Origin of the sequence: Mesorhizobium sp. B2-1-3, from assembly GCF_006442495.1 — a bacterium.
GTDB lineage: Bacteria > Pseudomonadota > Alphaproteobacteria > Rhizobiales > Rhizobiaceae > Mesorhizobium.
On the sequence record NZ_VFWL01000017.1, the window covers coordinates 1 to 25,079 of the forward strand.

16 protein-coding genes and 1 pseudogene are annotated in these 25,079 nt (G+C 58.2%); 13 read left to right on the forward strand and 4 right to left on the reverse strand.

The features are described from left to right. Positions 1-259, reverse strand: a pseudogene (locus FJ973_RS23700) (molybdate ABC transporter permease subunit); the annotation flags it as partial. A 606-nt stretch (positions 260-865) separates the two neighbouring features. Between FJ973_RS23700 and FJ973_RS23705 the strand changes: the two are divergent. From FJ973_RS23705 to FJ973_RS23715, 3 genes are all read left to right on the forward strand, one after another. Then, the gene (locus FJ973_RS23705) at positions 866-1,540 is read left to right on the forward strand and encodes a hypothetical protein (protein WP_140498426.1); all 675 of its coding nucleotides are present in this window, start codon (positions 866-868) and stop codon (positions 1,538-1,540) included. A gap of 538 nt (positions 1,541-2,078) precedes the next feature. After that, the gene (locus FJ973_RS23710; RefSeq protein WP_140525324.1) at positions 2,079-3,428 is read left to right on the forward strand and encodes a UDP-glucose/GDP-mannose dehydrogenase family protein; all 1,350 of its coding nucleotides are present in this window, start codon (positions 2,079-2,081) and stop codon (positions 3,426-3,428) included. Next, positions 3,425-4,453: an NAD-dependent epimerase/dehydratase family protein gene (locus FJ973_RS23715; protein ID WP_140557984.1), complete on the forward strand. Its 1,029-nt coding sequence runs from the start codon at positions 3,425-3,427 to the stop codon at positions 4,451-4,453. The genes FJ973_RS23710 and FJ973_RS23715 overlap by 4 nt, the downstream gene beginning before the upstream one ends. A gap of 57 nt (positions 4,454-4,510) precedes the next feature. On the opposite strand, the gene FJ973_RS23720 is transcribed toward FJ973_RS23715, so the two are convergent. After that, complete coding sequence (locus FJ973_RS23720; RefSeq protein ID WP_140557985.1) at positions 4,511-5,410, reverse strand: formyltransferase family protein; 900 nt, start codon at positions 5,408-5,410, stop codon at positions 4,511-4,513. Positions 5,411-5,843: 433 nt separating this feature from the next. Here FJ973_RS23720 and FJ973_RS23725 point away from each other — a divergent pair, with 433 nt between their 5' ends. From FJ973_RS23725 to FJ973_RS23760, 8 genes are all read left to right on the forward strand, one after another. Then, complete coding sequence (locus FJ973_RS23725; RefSeq protein ID WP_140557987.1) at positions 5,844-6,827, forward strand: sulfotransferase domain-containing protein; 984 nt, start codon at positions 5,844-5,846, stop codon at positions 6,825-6,827. Between the two features lie 17 nt (positions 6,828-6,844). Then, positions 6,845-7,948, forward strand: a complete 1,104-nt coding sequence (locus FJ973_RS23730; RefSeq protein WP_140557989.1) for a glycosyltransferase family 4 protein — start codon at positions 6,845-6,847, stop codon at positions 7,946-7,948. 371 nt (positions 7,949-8,319) lie between these two features. After that, complete coding sequence (locus FJ973_RS31775; protein ID WP_140513525.1) at positions 8,320-10,140, forward strand: sugar transferase; 1,821 nt, start codon at positions 8,320-8,322, stop codon at positions 10,138-10,140. A gap of 288 nt (positions 10,141-10,428) precedes the next feature. Further along, entirely contained in the window at positions 10,429-11,832 is a 1,404-nt protein-coding gene (locus tag FJ973_RS23740) for a lipopolysaccharide biosynthesis protein (protein ID WP_246675938.1), read from the forward strand. Beyond that, entirely contained in the window at positions 11,833-12,828 is a 996-nt protein-coding gene (gene cysD / locus FJ973_RS23745; protein ID WP_224619688.1) for a sulfate adenylyltransferase subunit CysD, read from the forward strand. After that, the gene (cysN, locus tag FJ973_RS23750) at positions 12,828-14,759 is read left to right on the forward strand and encodes a sulfate adenylyltransferase subunit CysN (protein WP_140513523.1); all 1,932 of its coding nucleotides are present in this window, start codon (positions 12,828-12,830) and stop codon (positions 14,757-14,759) included. Before cysD ends, cysN begins: the two co-directional genes overlap by 1 nt. A 6-nt stretch (positions 14,760-14,765) precedes the next feature. After that, positions 14,766-15,983 (forward strand): glycosyltransferase family 4 protein, encoded by a 1,218-nt coding sequence (locus FJ973_RS23755; protein ID WP_140498434.1) that lies wholly within the window; start codon positions 14,766-14,768, stop codon positions 15,981-15,983. A gap of 289 nt (positions 15,984-16,272) precedes the next feature. Beyond that, positions 16,273-18,336, forward strand: a complete 2,064-nt coding sequence (locus FJ973_RS23760) for an acyltransferase family protein (RefSeq protein WP_181171809.1) — start codon at positions 16,273-16,275, stop codon at positions 18,334-18,336. A 98-nt stretch (positions 18,337-18,434) separates the two neighbouring features. On the opposite strand, the gene FJ973_RS23765 is transcribed toward FJ973_RS23760, so the two are convergent. After that, on the reverse strand, positions 18,435-19,313 hold the full coding sequence (locus tag FJ973_RS23765; RefSeq protein WP_140513519.1) for a sulfotransferase domain-containing protein: 879 nt from the start codon (positions 19,311-19,313) through the stop codon (positions 18,435-18,437). A gap of 437 nt (positions 19,314-19,750) precedes the next feature. On the opposite strand from FJ973_RS23765, the gene FJ973_RS23770 reads away from it, so the two are divergent. Together FJ973_RS23770 and FJ973_RS23775 are read left to right on the forward strand one after the other, a co-directional pair. Continuing rightward, positions 19,751-21,907 carry a nucleoside-diphosphate sugar epimerase/dehydratase gene (locus FJ973_RS23770; protein ID WP_140557992.1) on the forward strand — a complete coding sequence of 719 codons (2,157 nt, stop codon included), beginning with the start codon at positions 19,751-19,753 and terminating at the stop codon, positions 21,905-21,907. 20 nt (positions 21,908-21,927) lie between these two features. Next, a complete protein-coding gene (locus FJ973_RS23775) occupies positions 21,928-23,382 on the forward strand; it encodes a hypothetical protein (RefSeq protein ID WP_140557994.1) in 1,455 nt (484 codons plus the stop codon). A gap of 105 nt (positions 23,383-23,487) precedes the next feature. Here FJ973_RS23775 and FJ973_RS23780 read toward each other — a convergent pair whose 3' ends face one another. Beyond that, positions 23,488-24,828: an O-antigen ligase family protein gene (locus FJ973_RS23780; protein WP_181170946.1), complete on the reverse strand. Its 1,341-nt coding sequence runs from the start codon at positions 24,826-24,828 to the stop codon at positions 23,488-23,490. Between the last annotated feature and the right edge of the window lie 251 nt (positions 24,829-25,079).

The window sequence follows — 25,079 nt, forward strand, 5'->3', positions numbered from 1 at the left end:
CATTGACGGCGGCCGCGACAAAGGCGGTGCCGAAGCTGATGCGGAGCGCGTTGATGGTGCGCCGGTCGGTGGCGATCGCCCAGAAATCGGTCCAGCCCAGCGCCGCGGAGCGCCAGATCAGCCCCGACAGCGGAATGAGGATGATGAGGGTCAGGTAGGCAAGCGAGAAGCCGAGCGTCAATCCGAAACCCGGAATGACGCTCGGCTGTCGAAATCGCCAACCCGCCCGAGCGGGTGCTGTGATGGCCACTGCTGTCATGGAGTTCCGGATCGCCCCACTCTTCAAGCCAGATTGCCCTTCGCTATGACTTCAAGAGCCTTGGGCGTGCAAGTTCGTTGAAAGATACGGCGCCTACTTCCATTCGCCCAAAGGCGTGTGGATTTTCTTCCTTCGCCGTCATTCGGGCTTTCTCCAGCTCTTCTGACTACTCCTTACTGCGCAGGTCTCCAGGTCTGGTTGGATGAGCACCATCACCGAAATGATAGGGTACGCGCATTCTTCAATCGTCGAAAAATTAAGCCAGAAGTTTGCATGTCGCGACCAGCGTTGGGTCCCGAGCATCCACCGCGCGCATACCGCCCGGCAGACGGCGTTCGGCGGATCGGACGGCAGAATTTGCAGACGTCGTCGTGTGGACCAGGCGACGCCGACAATGACGAAAGCGAAGCTATGGCAGCAAGTAGTAGCGAACACAATCGCGCGCGGATCAGCCGACAGTCGGAAGTGGGACCCTTGCTCAAAAGAATAGGTTGGCCACGCCACTAAGATATCTCACGCGTTCCCGTGATGGCCTTCTACGCAATACAAAACCAACGCATCATGGAGCGCATAAATCAGATTAGAAATCCGCCTGGGGAGGAGGATATGAAAAACATCTCAAATGACCTGATGGAAATTGCCGGCCGAATTCGCCCTGCGCGGGAAGCCTTCGCGGAGGCGGACAGGAGGAGGGTCGAATCCGCTTTGGAGGCAGGACGACTTCTTTGCCAGGCCAAGGACGACTGCCTGCACCAGCAATGGATGGCTTTCCTGAGATGGGCCGATATGGATGAACAAGAGGCTCGAAAGCTGATGCAGCTTGCCCGCGCGGGACTGACATCGTGCGTCGTTTCGGAAATCGGCGGCATCGATGCGGCACTGGCCTATCTTGTGGAGGCAAGATTGCCCGAGCCGGAAGAGTGCCTGACCGTGGGCCGCGTAGGCTGGCCGGAAAAGAACACGCCCTTCGCGATTATCAAACCCAATGCCGCGCATCCCGGCTATTACGATATCGCCATTGCCGACATGTGGGCCAATCCAGCAACGGTTTTCTCATCGAGAAAGCCGCTTCGGGGGGAAAGCATGAGGCAAGCCGACGGATCGTTCTTCAACAGCCTCTGGCATATTGTCGATCGTGAATTGGATGTCCCGCATTCGCAGCGCGAGTTCCAGATGATGCCGGCGGATCTGTTCTCGCGAGATGGTGCCTTCCTCTTCGCCAAGCCTGTCTCCGCGGCTGACAGTGCGACGGAAAGCGAGGCGCACAGCTACATTCTTTGAGTGTTCGCCGGCAAATGCGACCGCGCGCAACCCGCAACAATTCCATTGCATGGACCGGAAAAACGCCCTGCCGGCCTCGGCGTGCTCTGCCTAGCGTTGTTCGTCACGGCAGAACACTCCAGCGCGCAGTCTCACCCGGACAAAGATCTATCATGCTCAGGCGAGGCTGTTCGAGGGCAATTTCCTGACTCGGCTCCCGGACGGCAAGTTGAAGCGAGAACCGAACTACCTCTAAGAGCATGGCAAAAAGACCAAACGGCCGCCGACCGGAATTTTGACGGAAAATGAACTCAAGCAATCGACGCGCCAATGAAGCGCCGTCAGCCGGCTTGCAGCCGAGCGTGGCTGCGCGCCAGATCATCTCGTCTCGTCCATTTGCAATGGCCATCAGCACTTAGCGTTGTCAAACCGCGCCAGACGACCGTCCGGGCCCATACCAGGTCTCGGAAGTGGTAATGTCTTATCCGATTGCGCACTCCATTTTCTTGGCCGCTGCTGGCTTAATCGCGTCAGTTGTCATCATCAGAGTGGCGGTTACATGCGCATCGCGATTGTTGGTTCGGGTTACGTGGGTCTTGTATCGGGCGCTTGCCTGGCTGATTTCGGCCATCAAGTCGTCTGCGTCGATAAGGCGGAGGCCAAGATTGCCGATCTCCAGGCCGGAAGAATGCCGATCTATGAGCCAGGTCTCGACGACCTCGTCGACAAGAATTCCGCGAGCGGCCAGCTCACCTTCACCAGCACGCTTACAGCGGCAGTCGCCGATGCGGACGTGGTGTTCATTGCCGTCGGGACGCCTTCGAGGCGAGGCGACGGCCATGCCGATCTGTCCTATGTCTACGAAGCGGCCCGGGAAATCGCGGCCGCTGTTCACGGGTTCACCGTGGTGGCAATCAAATCCACGGTGCCGGTGGGCACGGGGGATGAGGTCGAACGGATCATTCGCCAATGCAATCCCCTAGCCGATGTGGCCGTCGTCTCCAACCCGGAATTCCTGCGCGAAGGAGCCGCGATCGACGACTTCAAACGACCAGACCGGATCGTTATCGGCCTCCCGTCGGACGAGCGTGGCCGGGAGGTGATGGCGGAGGTGTATCGGCCGCTCTATCTCAACCAGGCACCCATCCTGTTTACCGGCCGCCGCACGTCCGAGCTGATCAAATATGCGGCCAACGCCTTCCTGGCGCTCAAGATCACGTTCATCAACGAGATCGCGGATCTCTGCGAGAGCGTGGGCGCGAACGTGCGCGAGGTAGCGCGGGGCATCGGGCTCGACAATCGCATCGGCTCAAAGTTCCTGCACGCCGGCCCGGGCTATGGAGGATCCTGTTTTCCAAAAGACACGCTGGCTTTGGTCAAGACGGCGCAGGACAGCGGCGCGCCATTGCGCCTGATCGAAACGACGGTTGCCGTGAACGACCAGCGAAAACGCACCATGGCGCGCAAGATCGTATTTGCCTGCGGCGGAGATGTCCGCGCAAAGACAGTGGCCTTGCTGGGTCTTACCTTCAAACCCAACACCGATGACATCCGTGAAGCGCCTTCCCTCTCGATCATCCAGGCCTTGATCGATTTTGGAGCACATGTCCGAGTGTATGACCCCGAAGGCATGGAACAGGCGAAAATCGTGCTCGGCACAAGCGTAAGCTATGCCGAAGGCGCCTATGAATGCGCCGAGGGCGCCGACGCGCTGGTCATCGTGACCGAGTGGAATCAGTTCCGCGCCCTGGATTTTGAACGACTGTCCCGCACGATGTCGAAACGGGTGGTGGTCGACCTGCGCAACATTTACCGGCGGGAAGACATCTCCAAGCACGGCTTCGAGTACGTGAATATCGGTGAGGGAGCGGTCGGAGACAAGGCAGTTTTCGCCGCGGCCGCGGAATGAGGTATCTGGTCACCGGCACCGCAGGATTCATCGGTTTTCACCTGGCGCGCCGGCTGCTCGACGACGGTCATCGCGTCACCGGCTTCGACGGCATGACGCCATACTATGACATCGTCCTGAAGCAGTCCCGACACGCCCTGCTTGAAAGATACGACGCCTTTCGCGCCCATATCGGCCAACTGGAAGACCTGGATGCCCTTCGCCGCGCCGCGGACTCCGCCCGGCCCGATGTGATCGTGCATCTGGCCGCGCAGGCCGGTGTCCGCTACTCAATCGACAATCCGCGAAGTTACACGGACAGCAATCTCGTCGGCTCGTTCAACGTCCTTGAGCTTGCGCGTGATCTCAAGCCCCGGCATTTGCTCCTTGCGTCCACGAGCTCGGCCTATGGAGCGAACGACAAGATGCCATTCGTCGAAACCGACAAGGCTGATTGGCCGTTAACCTTCTATGCGGCCACGAAGAAGGCGATGGAGGCGATGGCGCACTCCTATTCACATATCTTCGGAACACCGACCACATGCTTCCGCTTCTTCACCGTATATGGCCCCTGGGGCCGGCCCGACATGGCCCTCTTCAAATTTGTCGACGCGATCGAGAACGGCCGTCCGATCGAAGTGTATGGCGAAGGCCTGATGAAGCGCGATTTCACTTATATCGATGATCTCGTCGAAGCCATCGTCCGACTCGTCGAATGCACGCCTGCGACAGGTCGCGCGGCGTCCGCTCCCGGCGTCGTCGACACGCTGTCACCCGTCGCGCCGTGGCGTGTCGTCAACATAGGCGGCGGCGAGCCTGTCGGGCTGCTGCCTTTCGTCAAGACGATCGAGAACTGCCTGGGCAAACGCGCCATCCGCAAGATGTTGCCGATGCAGGCTGGCGACATGCGGGCAACCTATGCCGACCCCCGCCTGCTGGAGGCCCTTACGGGCTTTCGCCCTTGCACCAGCGTCGAGGACGGGGTGACCGCCTTCGTACGCTGGTATCTGGAAGAACGGCCGTCGCGGCCGACAATCGCCGCCTGAAGCGCGCAGACCTGTGCTCCGTGCACGCGCCTAGGTCCTTGGCGCGACACAGGTTGGTCATGCCGAGGCCAGCTTGGCATGTATCCTGGGCCTTTCGCCATGCCAGGATGTCACCTCAATGGCGGCTCCGTCTCCACAAAGCACTGTAAAGCCGCTGTCGGTATGAGTTTGGACCTGGCCGGTCAGCCCGATATGGCGCCCAGGCGGGGCAAACATGCGCGCCTTGTCGATCACGATCTTGGCACCGGCAGTGAAAGTGAAGGCGCCCGGATAGGGATCGCCGACGGCGCGGACGAAACGAAGGACATTCTCGGCAGCATCGCTCCAGTCGATTATTCCGTCATCGGCCGTGCGCTTTGCGCAATAGCTGGCAAGGAATTCGTCCTGCGCGACGCCCACGGCCTTGTCACGACTTATCGCCGAAACGACAAGCGGCGTCATCTCGAACAGTGCCTGCTTGTGCTTGTCGTAGAGCGAGCGCGCGGTCTCGTCCGGTGCCACGGCAAAAAGCTTCTGGAGGACGATAGGGCCACTGTCGACACCCTCGTCGAGCCGGAAGAAAGTCGAGCCCGTCTCCTTTTCATTCGCAATGATCGTCCAGGGGATCACCGCCCTGCCCCGAAAACGCGGTAACGGCGCCGGGTGAAAGCCGATCGAGCCATATCGGGCGACCGAGCGAAATTCGCCGCGGCAGATTTGCGACCAGCCGACCACCATCGTCAAATCGGGCCGCTCGGCTTCGAGCCTGTCGATCGTGTCGGGCGCATTGATGTCCTTGGTCAGGTGGACCGCGGCCCCGGCCAGACGTGCCGGCCCCGCCAGATCGACGAAATCGGAATGGCGTTTGGAAGCTTCGCCCGCAAGGGTGACAAGCAGCGAAGGCGTCATGCCAGCTTCGACAAGGGCATCGAATGCGACCCGAGATCCCTCCACCGCACCGACAAAGGCTATGCGCATGAATTCAGGGCTCCAACTCACCGGCGTGAGCGATAGATGGACACAGATCTCTTCTATTGTCTGCTTCGTTTCTGCGCCCAAGTCCTCCTTTAGAGGTAAACGGCAGCCGGCGATGCATCCCTATGTGCAACTCGTCCCTTCAAAGAAAGCTGGGTATTTAGGGGTTGCGACAGCGGGATTGGAATACGCGATGGACAGCTTCGCCGGCTTGGCATTCCTGGATCGCAGCGCCACTACAGTCGGGAAGGGCGGATCTGATCTGCTACGCATGGCGATCCTGCTTTCTGGACGCCGACGCATTTGTGCTTTCGTCCCGCTACGAAGATTGCGCGGTACCACTCAAGGCCATGGCCGGCAGCCCGCCCATCGCGTCCTTCGACTGCGACGTCATACATGCTGCGCTACGATCCCCAAGGACTGAAGACCTGTCACCATGCTGACGACCACCCGTCTGACATTGCATAAGATCGACGCCCGGATCAGGATGACCTGGGCTGCGTCGGGCGCAGACGCGTTTCTTGTCTCCTATCCCGAATCCGGAGCAACCCAGCTTAGACATATCCTTTCGGAATACTTTCGTCGCCACGCCAACGGCGAAAATGTCCATCTTTCGCCAATGTTCGAGGTTCTTCCGGATTTCGATCTCGATCCGACGAGGGGCATCCCGGCTTTTCGTTACACAGATGAGCGCCATCGTGTGCCGCTCGTCCTGGTTTCGCACCTCACCTATAGACGCTCGCTTTTTCTCAACCGACCCATCATCTTCATGACTCGAGATCCGCGCGACGTAATCGTGTCAGCTTATTTCGATGCCACACGTCACAAACGCTGCTTCGAAGGCACCATGGACGCGTTCATTGCCGATCGCGAACAAGGCCTGCCGGCTCTGATAGTATATCTGAATGATTGGGGTAGAGGTCTAAAGCATCACGTAAGTGCAGTATTGGGCTATGGGGAACTGACGGAGGACCCTATGGGTGCCTGCACGCGTATCCTGAGATTTCTCGGCCACACACCGTCCGTGCGCGCGCTTCAGGATTCTGTCGACGCCTCGCGTTTCGATGTAATGCGTGAGCATGAGATGGCGGGCGGCCTAGCGGCCCACGATGGCGAAAGCCAGCATGCGCGTCCCGGCAAGGTCGGCGGCTTTTCCGATCATCTTAGTGATGCGCAAGCCGAACTCATTGAGCAGACCTGCATCGACTGGCTAACTCCAGCCGCGATCGAACTGCTTGCCCGTGGCGGAACGCGGCTCGCATGCGGCTGGTATGAACTTCGCCGCCAATTCATGGATGAACACGGCCAAGGCGAGACGATCAAGAGAGATCTTCCTGTCGTCGAATCCCTTTCCACCAATCCATGCAGCAACTTGGCGGAGATCGCCGAGAAGTATGGAAATAATCCATCGACGTCCTGACGTTAAGAGGGGAGTAAATGCGACTTGCGATTGTGCAGGCGGGCCTGGGTGCAGGAGGGACGGAGCGCGTCGTCAGTCTGCTTGCCGCAGATCGATGCAGGCGCGGAGATGAAGTCCATCTATTTGCTTTCGTGGGAGAGCAAGACAAGAGCTATTTTGCCCTGCACCCGAAGGTCACCGTCCACAGACTTGTAGAGGATGGAGCTTCGCGGCTTTCGAAACTCGGATTTGTCCGCAGCTTGCGGCGCGTGGTCGTGTTGCGCGCGGAATTCAAGCAGCTTCAGCCCACTCTGATCGTTTCATTTCTAACAAAGATTAATATTCTTTGCCTGCTGGCGGCGAAAAATCTTGGCATCCGGGTTATTATCTCGGAAAGAAACAATCCCAAAGCGCAGAAAAAACACGCCGCTTGGCGGCTCGTTTCTGGCATCATACTTCGACAGGCGGATCGGCTCGTCATGCAGACTGATGCGATTGTCAAGACGCTTCCGGATACGCTCAGAAAAAAAGCCCACGTTATCGGAAATCCTTGCGAGGTCATGGGAAATCCGTGCGAGGCGACCGATGCCTACAAAGACCATGGCAATGAGATGTTTCGCCTGGTCGCCGTCGGACGCCTGGTGGAACAGAAAGGCTTCGACACGCTGATAAAGGCGTTTGCTAAAGTCGCCAGCGAATTTCCGGCATGGGCGTTGACAATCTTCGGCGAGGGACCTGATCGGGTTCTTCTTCAACGTCAGATCGATGCGTTGGATTTGGAGGACAGGGTAAAGCTTGCCGGCATTACCGAGCGTCCGGGCGAATGGGCGCGCGACGCCTCCCTCTTTGTCCTGCCGTCACGCTACGAAGGCTTTCCCAACGTGCTGATCGAGGCGATGGCGGCAGGCCTGCCCGTCGTCGCAACGGACTGCGATTTCGGTCCATCCGAAATCATCGAACCAGGCGTTTCGGGTCTGCTGGTACCAGTCGACGATGTTGCCGAGTTGGCATCCGCGATGGCATGCCTGATGCGAAACAATGCTCTTCGCCACAAAATGGGTAGATCGGCCCGGAAAACGATCGATCGGTTCTCAATGCAGCAGATTGCGGAAAAATGGGACTCCGCTTTGACGAAATTCTGAAAATGAAGGCAATCGATCACGAACTCAGTTATTCAGGTTCGCGATCTACGAATGAAAAATATCCAATGCCGGACAAGAACACCTCGAGCGTTTTCAAATCTGGCGCACATATCCTGATGTTCATCCGGAGAATGATCTTTGATAGGCGCACTTTACAGCCAATGTAACTAAAAGCGGCGACCTGTCGCGCGAAGGCAATGCCCGCACATCGTCCCTGATTGGGATCGGTCTCAAGACACAAGGCTACATGTAGACTTTCGAGATTGTGTCCCGTGGCGTGGCTTGGCTTTTGACCACTACGAAGCCTTGCGGTTGGCCAGAGGACGTATCAGCGAGCCGCGGCAGGCATGCTGATGAAAGGAGCATCGCTCATGAAACGCACGTTCGACCTGCTCGGTGCCGCCTGCCTTCTGCTGCTGATGTCGCCCTTCATCGCGGTACTTTCGATAGCAGTCGCGCTGCTTCTTGGGCGGCCTGTTTTTTTCCGCCAGGAACGTCCCGGCCTGCACGGGAAACCATTCAAGATAATCAAGTTCAGAACGATGACCGATCGTCGGGATCGTCATGGCCGGCTGCTTCCCGATGCTGACAGGCTGACTGGCTTTGGCAGCTTTCTGCGCGCAAGCAGCCTTGATGAGCTGCCCGAATTGATCAATGTATTGCGGGGTGAGATGAGCCTCGTCGGGCCTCGTCCCCTCTTGATGGAGTATCTCCCCCGCTATAGCCCTGAGCAGGCGCGTCGTCACCAAGTCATTCCCGGCATCACAGGTTTGGCGCAGGTGAACGGCCGCAACGCACTTGATTGGGAGAACCGCTTCGTCCTGGACGTCTGGTATGTCGATCACCGGACCTTCGCACTTGACCTGAAAATTCTCTGCCTGACCTTTTACAAGATCTTCACCCGAGAGGGGATCAGCGCCGCGGGACACGCCACCATGCCCGAGTTCATGGGCTCGCAGGTTTTGCAGTCGGGCGGGCCGTTGAGGACGTCTGGATCGCGCCTGCCACGGTTGGCCGCAAGGGTTGCAGCCATCGGTATTCTGCTAGAACTTGGGACTGCCGCTTTCGTTTTTGTTGTCGATCCATATGGGATCAACCATCATCTGGAGATTCCTGATTTCAATGCCGAAAAGACACATCGCCTTTCGATCGGTACGACAGCCGAGCGCTCACTACGTCTATGGCTCACCGACTACGACACTTTGATCCTCGGCGGCTCGCGGGCGCGCGTCGGGCTTGATCCCGCCGGACCGAGCCTAGCTAGGCTGAAGGCCTACAATGCCGCGGTTCCGCATGCGAGCATGGTCGAACTCTATGACATTGGCATGTTCGCCCTGGCTCACGGCGCACCCCGCCGGATGATCGTCAATCTCGATTTCTCCATGTTTGAGGCGGACCGAACGGAAACCCAAGATTTTCCGGAGTCCGGCTTTGCCGGAGTTCCAATGCCTATCGTCTATGCGCGGTCCCTGTTCTCCCCCGAAAGCTTTATCGACGCTTTGCGGACGGTGCACGCCAACAGCATTGGATTTCGGGAGACCGACAAGGAAGACGGTTTTCACCAGATCATGTTGGCACATAATTACAGCTACAGACAGGTGTCCGACCAGAGGCTGAATCGGTTGATGGCGGAGTTTTCGTCTCCCGGCAGCTTCGATTATGACATCACCAGAATCGGCCTGTTGCATGACCTGCTGGATCGTCTCACCGCCGCTGGAGTAGACGTCACGCTCTTCATTTCGCCGATACATGCTCGTCAGATGGAAGCACTCAGGGCCATGGGGCTACTCCCGGTTTACGACCGCTGGCGTGTGGATCTGACGTATACCGTAAGTCAGGTCAACGCATCCAAGACAGCCACGTCTGAAGTGAAACTGTGGGATTTTAGCGGCTATAACTCCGTTACAATGGAAGACATTCCGGATCCGGGCGATCGTCATCAGACGATGCGGTGGTACTGGAGCTCTGCGCGTTACACTCCGGCCTTGGGAGAGTTGATGCTGGATCGCATGCTCGGCCAAGCCTATTCGGGCCCGTCGGATTTCGGCATATCTCTTACCGGATCCAACCTTAGATCAATCCTCGACCAACAGCGAAAGAGGCGCACCATATATGTCGTGCTTCATCCCGAGGAGATTAATAGGATATGGAGCCGTTTGCTTTTATTTAAATTTACAAAGCCAAATATCTAGGCAATTTTCTCTTTATTAGTTCGGTATGTATTATAGTTCTACTTTTTTGTTCCGCATATATTTAGCGATAAAACGGCCATGAAGCTGCTACCGCTAATGGGGTAGGCCATCGGTCGTAGCGGCGATCAAGTCCTAGCTTATTGGGGTTGCGACAGGACCAAACTTGGTCGTGGCGGCTTTCTGGTTTCTGCCGATGATGGATGCATCGGCAGAAACAATCCCGGAGAACGACCAAGGGACGCGTACTGCCGATCAAGAATGAGCGGGGCGACTTTGGCTACGGTTGCGATGATCGGAAGACTGGCTCGACGGGTGCTGCAAGCTGCCAGGCGCAAGAGTGCGGGCCGCACGCGCCTGGCCAATATCGCACACCTTCTGACCGGCAATTTTCTTGGCTCATTGCTGGCGCTTGTAGCCTTTACGCTTTCAGCACGAGCGCTTGGCGTGACGAACTATGGTGAGCTTGCATTGATCATCGCGTTCACAAGGGTCGTCGAGCGCGTTGTCAGCTTCCAGTCGTGGCAGCCAATTATCAAATACGCAGCCGGCATGAACGCATCCGAGGGCCACGAGAATTTGCGCGTCCTCATGAAGTTCGGCCTGCTTATCGATGTCGGCGCCGCTGTCAGCGCCTGGGTCGTCGCCATTGGCGCGGCCCTTCTCATTGCGCCGGTTTTCGGTTGGTCGACGCAAATTGTGCATCTTCTTGTTCTCTACTCCAGCGTTCTGCTATTTCAGATTTCCGGCGTCCCCGTGGCTGTCCAACGCATGGCCGGCAACTTTCGCCTCCTCGCCTATGGGCAGCTGCTCAACGCCGTTCTGCGCGTATTGCTGTGTCTGCTCGGCGTGCTGCTCAACGGCGATCTCGCTTACTTCACGGCGGTTTGGGCCGGAACGCAGATCCTCGGCTCCTTGGCGCTCCTGACGCTGACCATGCGCGCGCTACACAGGCAGGGTGTCCACAATGTCCTGGGCGCGCCTTTGGCCGGCATCACACGCCGCTTCCCTGGCATCTGGAATTTCGCGTGGTCGTCGAACATCTCACTCACTTTGCGCGCGAGCGCGCAAGAACTCGATACGCTGCTGGTGGGATGGCTAGCCGACCCGGCCTCGGCTGGCTTGTACCAGATCGCCAAGCGTATAGGCCGCGTCGGCCAGCAAGTAGGCCCGCAGGTGCAAAACGTTCTCTATCCCGATGTCGCCCGCCTTTGGGCAAAAGGCAGCATCGAGGAATTCAAGCGGGTGATCTTTCAGACCGAAGCCATGCTGCTCTGCTTTGGCGTCATTAGCGTCCTGGTCGTGGCGGTGCTCATCCGGCCGCTGCTCGCCTGGACCGCGGGACCGGAGTTCATAGGCGCAGCCAGCCTCGTCATCGTGCAGATGGTGGCGGTCACGTTCGTGCTTTCGGGCTCAGCCGCCCGCTCGGCGCTGCTTGCCATGGGCCGGCAACGTGAGGTGTTGCGCATTGTTGTCGTTGCCACAGCCGCCTTCCACGTGACGGCCCTCCTGCTCATCCCGCGGATCGGCGCGATGGGGGGCAATATTGCCCATATCGTCCTGGGCATTCTGTGGGCCTTCGGCCTGGCGCTTTCGTTGCGACAGGCGCTCAAGACCGCCCATCATCCCGACCGGCAAACCCCGCCGGCGGACGCTCTCAACCAAGCAAGTCTTGCCCCTTCAAAGGCGATCTAGATGTCTCTTGCACCTCAAGCTCTTGCGCCTCAAGCCCAGGCACCTCAAGCCCTGGTCACTTTGCCTGCAGCGCAGCGGCGCTCGCCTTCCTCTCCTTCGTGGCTCACACATCTGCAACGACTCGAGGCTGAATCAATCCATATCATTCGCGAGGTCGTCGCCGAACTGCGCAACCCGGTGATGTTGTATTCGGTGGGCAAGGACTCGGCCGTAATGCTCCATCTCGCGATGAAGGCCTTCTATCCGTCGCAACTGCCGTTCCCCCTTCTCCACATCGACACGACGTGGAAATTCAAAGAAATGATCCGTTTCCGCGACGAGACTGTCGCGCGGCTTGGCCTGAAGCTGCTGGTGCGTCGCAACGAGGCCGGCCTGGCCGAAGGGATCACGCCATTTACACATGGCTCGTCGACCTACACGCAGATCATGAAGACGGAGGCGCTGAAATCGGCACTGACCTCGCTCGGCTTCGACGCCGCTTTCGGCGGCGCGCGGCGCGACGAGGAAAAGAGCCGCGCGAAAGAACGGGTGTTTTCGCTGCGCAGCGATAGCCATGGCTGGGATCCAAAGAACCAGCGCCCGGAACTATGGAACCTCTACAACGGCCGGCTGAAACCAGGGGAGTCCGTCCGGGTCTTTCCTCTCTCGAACTGGACCGAAACCGACATATGGCAGTACATCATGAGGGAGAACATCCCCATCGTCTCGCTGTATTTCGCGGCCAAACGCCCCGTGGTGGAGCGCGACGGACAGTTGATCATGGTGGACGACGATCGTCTGCCGCTCCGCCCAGGCGAATCCCCCGAAATGCGCTCGGTACGCTTCCGCACGCTTGGCTGCTATCCCCTCACCGCGGCCACTGAAAGCACTGCCGCGTCTGTTCCCGAAGTGCTCCAGGAAATGCTTGTCGTGAGGACCTCCGAGCGATCAGGTCGGCTGATCGACCATGACGAGGCAACCTCGATGGAAAAGAAAAAGCGCGAGGGGTACTTCTGATGCTGGGTTTTGCTCAAACCGCGGAACTCGAATCTTCTTCGATAGACGAGATCACTTCGCAATATCTTGCTGTCCACGAGAAGAAGAGCCTGCTGCGATTTTTGACATGCGGCAGCGTGGACGACGGCAAGTCGACGCTGATCGGCAGGCTGCTCTACGACACGAAGCTGCTGATGGAAGACCAGCTTGCCACACTTACCCGCGATTCCCAACGCCACGGCACAACCGGCGGCGATCTCGACTTCGCCCTTCTGGTCGACGGTCTGGCCAGCGAGCGCGAACAGGGCATTACGATCGACGTGGCCTATCGTTTCTTCGCCACGGAACGGCGCAAATTCATAGTCGCCGACACGCCCGGCCATGAGCAATACACCCGCAACATGGCTACTGGCGCATCCAATGCCGACCTGGCGATCATTCTTGTCGATGCGCGGCAGGGCATTCTGACCCAGACACGCCGACATTCCTTCATCGTTTCGCTGCTCGGAATCCGGCATGTCGTCCTTGCGGTCAACAAAATCGACCTGGTCGATTATTCGCAAACGGTATTCGACGAGATCGAGGCGACCTATCGAAGCTTCGCGGAACCGCTTGGCTTCGCGTCTCTGGATGCCATCCCGCTGTCGGCGCGTTATGGCGACAATGTTCTTTCGAAAGGCGAGAACCTGCCCTGGTATCGGGGCCCGACGCTCATCGAGCATCTGGAAACCGTCGAGGTGGAACGAGACCGCCGTAGCGCGCCTTTCCGGATGCCGGTGCAATGGGTCAATCGCCCGAACCTCGACTTTCGCGGGTTTGCCGGCACCATCGCCGCCGGCGTGATCCGGCCGGGAGACCGTGTGGTCGTGGCACGGTCCGGCGTGACGAGCCTGGTCAAGCGCATCGTCACCCAGGACGGAGACCTGTCGGAGGCAGCGGCCGGCGAGGCTGTCACGCTGACGCTCGAAGACGAGATCGACGTTTCTCGCGGCGACGTCCTGGCGGGGGCGGCGGAGCGCCCGGAAGTGTCAGACCAGTTTGCGGCCCATCTGCTCTGGATGCACGAGGATCCATTGATCCCCGGCCGCCCGTATCTGATCAAGCTCGCCACCAGCGTGGTGGGTGCGAGCGTTACGCAGATAAAACACCGGGTTGACATCAATAATTTTGCAAAACTGGCAGCAAAAACCCTCGAGAAGAACGACGTCGGCTTCGTCAACTTGACGACACAGGCACCGCTCGCCTTCGACCCGTTCTCTAACGTGCACGAAACCGGCGCGTTCATCGTCATCGACCGGATCAACAACCACACGGTCGGTGCCGGAATGATCGACTTCAGTCTGCGCAGGGCGAACAACGTCCATTGGCAAGCACTGGATGTCGACATGAATGCGCGGGCGATCGCCAAAGGTCAAAAGCCCGTGGTGCTGTGGTTCACAGGCCTGTCGGGCTCCGGAAAGTCGACGATCGCGAATCTCGTGGAGAAGCGCCTCCATGCGATCGGCAGGCACACCTACCTTCTGGACGGCGACAATGTTCGCCATGGCTTGAATCGAGATCTCGGCTTTACCGACGCGGATCGCGTGGAGAACATTCGTCGCGTCGCCGAGGCCGCCAAGCTGATGGTCGACGCGGGGCTGATAGCGCTCACTTCATTCATTTCGCCGTTCCAGGCGGAGCGGCGGATGGCGCGCGACCTCTTCGGCCCAGGGCAGTTTATCGAGATCTTCATCGACACACCACTGGAGGTCGCTGAAAGCCGCGACCCGAAGGGCCTTTATCGACGCGCCCGAAATGGGTTGATCCAGAATTTCACGGGCATCGGCAGTCCCTATGAGCGCCCGGAAGCGCCACAGATCACCGTTACGCCGGATCTGAGCGCCGAGGAGGCCGCGGAAGTGATCGTCAGCTACCTTGAACGAGGCAGCTACCTCGGAACCGCGACCGGGTAACAGGCGATGGTTGGAGGAGCTAGCCAAGGGCCGATACGGGTTTGCTTTCCATTTATCGGTGATGATGTCGGTGGAAGCCACATCTCGGCGCTCAAGCTCATCCAGAACCTCGATACATCGAAGGTCGTTCCGATTCTGGTGCTTCAGGAAACGGCCGGGCCTCTGGCGGCCTTTCTGCAAATGGAGGGCCAGCCCTTCACGGGTTTTCCGCTGCCGACGACTTCGCCTGGAAAGGGAATAATCCCCGGCGATGTCATGACCTATCTGACCAGTACGCTTCCGCGCATGCGGCGTTTCATCAAGGAGCAGAAGTTCGATATCGTTCACACCAATGACGGCAGGACGCATGTGAATTGGGGCATTGCGGCGAGGCTGGCAGGTGCTCGGCTGGTTTGGCATCATCGCGGCGACCCCGACGCCAAGGGCGCTAACGTGCTTGCGCCGCTCATCGCGCATCGCATGGTGACGGTGTCGCGATTTTCGCGACCGCGGCATCCGATCAGATCCCTCAAGGGACGGCTCAGCGTCATCCATAGTCCCTTCGACCATCCGTCGACTGTGCCTGACAGGATCGCGGCCAAGGCCGCACTTCTGGACGAGCTAGGCCTTGCACCAGGAACACGCGTCCTGAGCTTCATCGGCGGGCTGATCGAACGAAAGCGGCCGCTCCTCTTCATCGATATCCTTGATCGTTTCGTGCGGGAGCATCCGCAAATCCCGGTCGTCGGCTGCGTGTTCGGGAATTCACCCGCGGGCTCGCAAGATCTTGAAGCGGCCGCCCGCGTGCGCTGCGCCGAGCGCGGGCTCGGCCAAACGGTGCGCTTCATGGGTTTTCGCAACCCGATCGAACCTTTCCTCGCGGCAACGGATGTTCTGGTGGTTCCCGCCATGGGAGAGCCCTTCGGCCGAACCCTTATCGAGGCGATGTTTCTTGGGACGCCGGTGGTTGCAACCGATCATGGCGGCAATCCGGAAGCTATCGAGAACGGGCGGACCGGATTTCTGGTCACACCGGAAGACGCCGGGGCCTTCATGGAGCCGCTATCGCGGTTGCTGTCCAATCCGCCGCTCTGGGCCCGGATCAGCGATGCAGCCCGCGACCACGCCTTCTTCTCCTACAGCACGCACCGCCATGTCGAAAATGTCATGAAGATCTATGACAGGGCGCTTTGCTCCCGCAAAGCCGGCTTGGCGACCGACCTAACCAGCGAAATCGGCGGTTAAAGGATTTTCGCAATGCGGGTGAGCACATCGATTTCCTTGTCATCGGAGCCGCAAAAAGCACAACGACCTAGCTGCAGCAGCAGCTTCAGGCCGATCCGAGCGTCAGCACGCCGGCATCCTGATAGACGCATCCAAGGGAAGGGCCTCCTTTGACATGAGTGAGTTTCACGAAAAGTCAGCTGCGCCATTGACATATGGTTCCCTCAGCATTGATCGAGGTCTGCCGTACGAAGCCCATCATCCTGCTCGCAATGCGAACCAAGACACGGGAGCTGCCCAGAGTGGGATCGTGGCCACGACCCCGGCCGGTCAAGTTGGATATCGCCGCGAAATTGACGGCCTGAGGGCGATCGCAGTCGTTCTGGTGATCCTCTACCATTCAGGGCTTCGCGTCGCGGGCCTTGACCCCTTTGCGGGCGGTTTTATTGGCGTTGATGTCTTTTTTGTTATTAGCGGCTATCTGATTGGCTCGATTGTACAGCGGGAAGTCATGGATGGGACTTTCTCGTTCGCCAATTTTTACGAGCGTCGCGCGAGACGGATCCTACCTGCGCTGTATACCGTCTTAGCAGTAACGATCCCCTTCGCTTGGCTATATATGCTGCCGAGTGCCTTTAGAGACTATTCGGCGAGCCTTTTGGCAACCGTGTTTTCAGCCTCCAATCTATATTTCTGGCATGTTGCGAGCTATGACGCAGCCGACAATCTTTTTCGTCCATTAATTCACACCTGGAGCTTGGGGGTCGAAGAACAGTTCTACGTGATCTTCCCTTGCTTTCTTCTACTGGTGTGGAAATTTTCTCGGAAATTTTTAACAGCCATCCTGTGCATTGGGCTCGTCGTTTCGTTCATTCTTGCGGAGTGGATGACGCGGCATTTCCCGGACGCATCTTTTTTTCTACTGCCAACCCGAATCTGGGAACTAGGGTTGGGGGTGTTTCTGGCAAGACGTGAATTGACTGGCGGCCGGCTTGTGTCGATGCGCTCTTCGCGAGTCGCGCCTGCGGTCGGTTTGGCGCTCCTGATCTGCTCGGTGCCGCTGATGAGGCCGCAGTGGCATCACCCAGGACTTGTAACGTTGATCCCGGTTGCAGGAACGGCATTGCTTATCTGGTATACAGGGCACGGCGATCCCATTACACGAGCGCTTTCCTCCCAGCCATTTGTATTTGTCGGCCTGATATCATATTCCCTCTACCTTTGGCACCAGCCGATATTTGCTTTCGGCAGATTGAGTGTGACCAATTCTGTCGATGGAACGATGGTATTTTGTTGGATTTTGATGTCTGTCATACTTGCCACTGCGACTTACCGCTTCGTTGAGATGCCGACTCGCAGCAGAAAGCGAACCAGCAAGCGCGTTATATGGCTGATTGCCTCACTGGGGGCCGTGTTACTCAGCGGCGGCGGATACTACTGGTATGTCCAAAATGGCATGCCAAGCCGTTTTGCGGACGGCCTGGCCCCGATTGCCGCTGCATCCGATATTCGCGAGGCTCAGATCTTTCAGAACGGGAAGAGCTGTCTCAACTTTGCGCCTGAACAGGGCCCTTGTACCTTTCATGGCTCGAATCCCGAGGGCTATGCTCTTGTTAGTTTAGGTGACTCTCACGCTCGCACTCTGCTTGGTCCGATGCGAGACAGCCTCGATGACTACCGAGATATCGCCTCGTTCACACCGCTCAATCGAGGCGGCTGCGTATTTCTCCTCGGTCTGCAAAGGGTTGACGTGGACCAACCGGGTTGTCCAGGCGACTACAATGACAAGAGGCTCGACTACGTAGGCAGGCTGAAGCGACCGATAGCCGTGCTCTTGTGGCGTCTCCCCATTCTCGTGGAGCAGAGCCGTTACAACAATGGCGAGGGGGGAATCGAGCCGGGCGACGATCACCCGCATTTGGCCAAGCTGGGTGAAACCGGGCCCGCCGATCCGGCTGCAGTCGCCACGGCCATTTCCCGCACCATAAACACACTTCTGGAGCGCGGGGTGAAAGTTGTCTTAGTCTATCCTGTCCCGGAGATGGGTTGGAACGTCCCGCAGGTGCTTCTCATGCGGGCCAGACGCCAGAACGATCCTGCAGCTTATATGCAGGCGGACCCGATTTCGGTTTCCTACGGGGATTTCCGCCGGCGAACGCAACGGACATACGCATTATACGATAATGTCGGATCCGATCCAAATCTCGTGCGTGTGTATCCGGAGAAGGCCTTCTGCGATCAACAGCGCTGTTTCGCCAATCGAGGCTCTCAGATTTTTTATCGGGACGATAACCATCTCAGCGAGACCGGGGCGTCCAAGCTCAACGTTTTGATCATGGACGCCATCAAAGCACGGTGGGGAAATGACCGATGACAGGCGAAGGAAGAGCCGTGGACTTTTTCGACCGGGAAGTCTTATGCGACGTCCCAGCACGGAAGCGACAAGGCTTCCCCTTGCAGTAGAGCTCGACGCTATGCCTTGCGGTGGTATATTTCGAAATACGGGTCCAAAGAGCTGGAAATTCTCTCATCCATGTAAGCGATCTCGTCTCTGTTGAAATAGTCGACATAACCGCCAATTTTACCCCGGCGCACCTTAAAACTGTCGGGATTCGACTGGTCCGTCGGGCGCATTCTTTCGTGACCGAAAGCGTCTGCCATTTCGATCTTTCGCAAATTCTCGAAAGAGCCAAAGGTTGTCGCCTCATCGAGGATCATCTCCGGCACGCCCTGAATGCCCAGAAAATCTAGCGCCGTGCGAAGCGCCGATTTTGGAGCTTGGCGCATATGTTCGTAGGACAGCATTTGAAATGCCTTCACCTTATCGCGGTTGTGCGCCCAAGCGTTGTAGAACGCTATGATGGAATCAATGCTGCCGACATCCTGGGCAAGAAACTCACTGATCGTTCCGTCAAACACCTTCATTCGGTGCGTTGCGTCGAAATAATATGAAACAAGCACGTCTCTCGGATCCCGAACCAGAAATAGGATCTTTTTTCCTGAATATTTTGACTTATCGACCTGGATTTCGCTGGGACGCTTAAGGTTTGGGCTGTCGTCGTGAGAAAAGCCGATGCAGGGAATATTCGATGAGATCTTCCAGAAATGCTGGATTTCCATCGGATTCTGCAGGTTAAGGCCGTAGTGTTTGTCGATGACGCGGCCAACCATGGTGCGCAGCCACGTTCTACCGCATTTCGGGTATGAAAGCACAAAGGAGTCTCGCGACCAAAAGATCATCTGGCGGCGCAACGCTCCCAGGGGACCCGAGTAGCGTATTTTCTTTGGAACGACGGCTTCGCCAAGGAAAAAGGTAGCGTCGCGAAGATTGTTCTTCAACTGTCCGAGCATAGAAAGCTTCCTCTGCTAGCGTGAGTTTGGCGCATTGGCGGCGTCAACAATGAAGTGCCCGAAGAACGGGACCGCCGGACCGAAACTCAAGCGACCATTTTAATCTCCGCCATTGTAAGCCATTGCGTCGGTGCAGCGAGACCTAGCTAGCTGGCTGGCCCGGACTGATGGGAGTACCTCTTTGGATTAACGCGGCAAAGTCCGCTTGCAGTTCCGATAGCCCCCCCATGCACAAAAGCATGTGTTGCTTAGAAAGCGGGTAAAGCGCCCCATAGCAGCGATAGGATCGTAGCCTCGAATCCGAACGATTGCAGGCCAACCTGTTCTTGATTGAGCAAGGGACTGGCAGGCACGGATTTGTGCCTGCGAGTTCAAACAGCCGCATCTCTTGACGCGCTCTCTTGGGGCGCGGCGGCTAAGCTTTGTCGAGGTCTAGAATGAGCCAGTCAGATCAGCCGTTTGAGGCAATCAGTCCACTGGGAGGCCAATCCCTTTTGCTGGCCACTGCGATCGCTCTCGGCCGTCTCGTCAGCAAACCGCGGACGATTGTTCATGTGCTGTCTTACTTGCGCCGGCGGGTGACCGGGCGCGCCAAGGCCGTTGGCAAGAACCTTCATCTCTACATCATCGATCTGGCCCTGGCGCTGGCGGCACTGTCGTTTGCTTCATTCATGCGATTGGGCCTTGATGGAGAATTCACCGGTCCGGAAAGCCACGCTTCGTTGCTCTTCGCACTCCCTTGCTTCCTGCTTACATGCGCCGTGGTCTTCCCGGTGACTTGCCTCTACACCCGCAACTGGCGATATGCTTCTGTCGGCGACATGCTCGGTATCGTTCGCGCGGCATTCGTCACATCGCTGGCCTTCGTGTTCCTGATGTTTGTGGCTACACGGCTCGATTCGATCCCGCGCTCGGTGATAGTGATCCAGTTTCTGTTGCTCGTGCCGCTGCTTATTTCAGTTCGCATCCGCTCCAAGCTCGTTGAGCTAAGCCGCTTTGGTCCGACTGCGAACAGAGCGAGAAACGGACGCGACGTGGTCCCTGTGCTGCTGATCGGTGCAGGCGATGCGGCCGATCTTTATATTCGCGCGCTGCAGCGGGATCCGAATGCACGCCATTGGCCGGTCGGCGTGCTCGATAATGGCGCAACGACAGAGGGCTATTTCCTGCGCGGCGTGCCGGTTCTGGGCAGCATCGAAGACTTCGACATGGTCATCGGCGATCTGGAAGGTCGCGGCATCAAGCCCCGCCACGTGATTTTCACCGAAAGGGTGCCTGGCCTCGTCGACCCGATGCTTGAAGCGCTGATCGACCGGGCCGACCGTCTGGGCATCGCTGTCTCTCGCCCCGCCCCGGTCCTGGAACTGCGCAATCCTAAATATCAGAGTCGCTTCGACTTGCGCCCCATCGAACTTACCGACCTTCTGGAGAGGCCGCAGGCGGTTCTTGATAAAGATGCATTGTCCCGAATGATCGAAAACAGGCGCATCGTCGTCACCGGCGCCGGGGGCTCGATCGGCGGAGAGCTCACGCAGCAGATTGCCGCGCTCGGTCCCACCGAAGTGGTCCTGATCGATAACAGCGAGTACAATCTGTACGCCATCGATCTGGAATTGGCGGAGAAATTCCCGAATGTGCGCCGGAAGCCATATATCTGCGACGTACGCGACCCTGTTCGCCTGGGCGAGATTTTCCGACGCCATCGCGTTGACCTGGTCTTCCACGCGGCGGCGCTCAAACATGTGCCGATGGTCGAGTTGAATCCCTGTGAGGGCATTCTTACCAACGTCATCGGTACTATGAACGTGGCAGAAGCGACCCGCCTTTGCGGCGCCAAGGCAATGGTCCAGATATCCACCGACAAGGTTGTGAACACGACCAGTGTCATGGGCGCTACCAAGCGCCTAGCGGAACTCTACTGCCAGTCCCTGGACCTCGCCTTCACCGCCGGCGATACCCCCGTCCGCTTCATGACCGTTCGTTTCGGCAATGTTCTGGGTTCAAGCGGGTCGCTGATCCCGCTGTTCAAGCGCCAACTCGCCCACGGCGGTCCGCTGACCGTGACCGACATGGAGATGAAGCGCTTCTTCATGACAATACGCGAGGCGGTTGAACTGACCTTGCAGGCATCGGCCCATGGTCTGGAGAAAAAACTCGGACAGGGCGAAATCTTCGTTCTCGACATGGGTGCGCCAATCAAGATCATCGACATGGCGCGCCGCATGATCAAGCTCGCGGGATTTCGGCCGGATGAGGACATCAAGATCAAGATTGTCGGCTGCCGGCCGGGAGAAAAGCTGTTCGAGGAACTCTTCGACGAAAGCGAAAGACGTGTCGACGTTCCGATTTCCGGAGTCTTGGGCGCCGTGCCCAACGCGATGCCGCTTGACACGCTTCGCAAGGGATTTTCGCAATTGCGTCGCTTGGCGAGGGCCGGCGACACTGAGGGAGTGTTAAATCTTGTTGCGGATATGCTTCCCAGTTACCGCAGAGACGAAGCCAAGCCTGCGGCGGTGGTGACGGCGCCATTCGTGCCTCATGTGATCCTCGGTTCAGCCAAGGCAACCACGCGTCCACACGAGGCGGCCGCTTGAGGCCCAGCGGGAGCGCTGCCGTGCTAAGGCATATTGCCTCGGCTCTGTTTGTCGCGCTGTCGTGCGGCACTGCACTGGCCGGGGCGCCTCAACCTCAGCCGACAGTGGCCGAGGCACGGGAGGCGGTCGAGGCTGCCGGGGCCTATTTCCGCGATCATCTCGGTGTAGCGGGAACTTATGTATGGAAATATTCCCTCGACGGCCAAAAGAGGGTGGGCGAAGGCGGTACCGTGCCCGCGAGCGTTGGCTGGGTGCAGCCGCCTGGTACGCCGGCTGTCGGCGCTGCGTTCCTGCGCATTTTCGAGGTTACCGGCGACAAGCAATGGCTTCAGTCTGCCCAGGTCGTGGCAACCGCTCTGGTCAAGACTCAGCTGGAGTCCGGCGGATGGTTTTACAAGATCGAGACCGACCCGCAAAAGGCGGCGACATGGTGCTACCGCGCACTGAAGTTGGGCGGGAATACCTGTCGCGATATCAAGGACAATCCGCAACGCAACGAGACTGTCCTCGATGACAACAACACACAGAGCGTGCTGAATTTTCTGATGTGGTTCGACCTGGCGAGCGGCGGTTCGGATCCGGACGTCCGTTCCTGCATCGACAGGGCGCTTCATCGATTGATGCGGGTGCAATACCCGAATGGGGCCTTCCCGGTCTTCTTCAAGGGAGCCGCGCCTGGGGCGGATGTAAAGGCTGCGGCCAAGGCGAGTATTCCGGCCAGTTGGTCTCACGAGTGGCAGAAGCCTGATCGTCCGCCCTATTTCATCATCAATGACAATCTTCCCCGCGATATGGGTCGTCTCTTTCTCAACGCCTACCGCACATATCACGATCCCGCATATCTCAAGACGGCGGAGAAGGTCGGTGATTTTCTCCTTGCAGCCCAGTTGCCCGCGCCACAACAGGGCTGGGCTCAGGGTTACGATCGTTCCATGCAGCCGGTTTGGGGACGCAGGTTTGAGCCGCCAGCGGTCGTCTCGCGCGAAACCGCCGGCAACATCGATTACCTGATCGAGTTGAACGAGCAAAACAGGGATGCGCGGTTGCTGCACGCGGCGACGACTGCAGCCACCTGGCTACAGGCGGCGCGCCTGTCCGACGGCAGTTGGGCACGTTTCTACGAACTCAACACCAACCGGCCGCTTTACATCGATGAGGGCGGCCAAGTGACGTTCGACGACATGGACCTCCTGAAACACTACGGCATGAAAACCGGTGCAGAGATCGAGCCGGTGTTCGCTCGGCTCGAGAGTGCAACGCGGGGGCAGAGAGTTTCACGTCAACGACTGTGGATCAGTGCCGCGGATGAGTTGAGTGCTGGCGAACTGAATTCAAAGGTGCGTCAGCTCGTCGACAGTCAGGATACCCAGGGACGCTGGGTTGAGGGCCGGTTTATCGAGGGAGAAGACTTCGTCGAGGGCGTGTTCGCCCTCGCTCGTTTCATCTCCGCGCAAGCATCAGAGCCGGCGAAATAGCTTCTATATATCGCTCGCTCTTGCCATGGGGAGACCCTGACCAGATCTTCCGGGTGCGCCGATTTTAGCCTTTGTAGGAGCTGGAAAGCTCGGCTGGTGGGCCCCTTAGATCGGCCTGCGTAGGAAAGGCCGCGAACGACCGTACTTGGAGCGAGTACCGCGAAGAAAGCGCGTGACCGTTCTTGAAGCTGGGCCGTCGCGCAAAATCGCAACACTGGGCGCCATTCCAAGCAGCAGAGGCACGAGAAAGAAACGACTGTAAAGATGTGGTAGCGCATTTGCCAGCGCCGCGAAGAGGAGAACTGTCGTCGCCGTGCAAATGGCGGATACCTTGCCTTCACGACTCCGAGCGGCAAGGATGGCGATGGTGATGCCTGCCACGAGCAGGAGCAGAAAACCGATGAATCCGGGCAGCCCTGCCTCGACCCATATGAGGAGGTAGGTGTTGTGGACCGGGGCGTGCAATTCGCTGACCTGCCGATACTGGTCGGCACCGATACCAAGCAGTGAATTATTGTCCGCTTTGCCAATGGCCTCATGGATGAGCCGCATACGGTCTGCAAACGTGCCAGCCTCATCGAGGTCACCATTCTGCAGCGCATTCAGCACGCGGTGTTGGAAGACCTCGGGCAAGAAGTCGCGGCCCCAGGTAACGGCAATGAAGAATGCGGCGAGCGAGGTCACCGCTAAAGAAATGATGCGGCGCCACGAGCCCGTCGCGACTACGAAGATGGTGACCGCAAAGACAAGGCCGATCAGGCCGGTATTGGATCCTGTCAAAACAATGCCATAACCAAAAAGCGGCAGTCCGACCCAAAGCCAGCGAGGCCTTATGCAACCTGACGCCACCAGCCACAACATTAGCGGGACAGAGAGCGCTATCAGCGTTGCGCACTCATTCTCGCGTTCCACCCAACCCTGGAAACGACCATTGCCGCTGACAAAGACGGTGCCGCGTTGCTTGAGGATGTCGATTATCACTATCCCCTGCAGACACATCACGGCGATCGAGCAAAGAAATGATTTCATCAAGAGAACGATTTCCGCCCAGGGCCTCGACACGATCATGAAGGCCAGGAGAAAGTAAGCGTACAGATATTGCGCCGAGATGATGAAGCCTCGCTGCGGATCTCCGTGGATCAGACTGCTTAGCAGCAGCATCCCGCATAGTAGGGCGATGCCGATATTCCATAAAAACGTCCCCGCGCCCAAGGGAGAGATCGAAAAGGATTTCCCGAGTATGGCTGCGAATACGGCCGCGAGAGCGAAGCCGTCGCTGATGGTAAAATAGAATGCATCAAACCGAAGAATATTGAAGGGCGTGAGAAAGACGGACGCCACGGCGAACCAGAGCCCGAGTCTCCCGGCTACCTCTGGCAACGATGTGACGGCCGGTTTGGGGCCGGGCCTTGTCCAATAATGGCGAGGAGCCCTGGCGTAGTTCATCCTCACTCCTGAATCTGCTTGAGAGTCCTTTTCGCCAGCCCTCATTGGGCCTGCAGTTCAGCCTATCTGCCAAGATAGGGCCCGGGCCGGTTACGCTATCCTTTTGGATGATGTCGCCTTTGCGGCTAAGCCTCTTGAGCGCGATTGCGGCCGCGCAACCATGTTAAAACTGTCGTCGCGGTAAGTCGCGAATTCGATGTTGGGTAGCCTCCAGGTCCGATGTGGCAGGGCCGGCTTGGACCAGTCGAAGA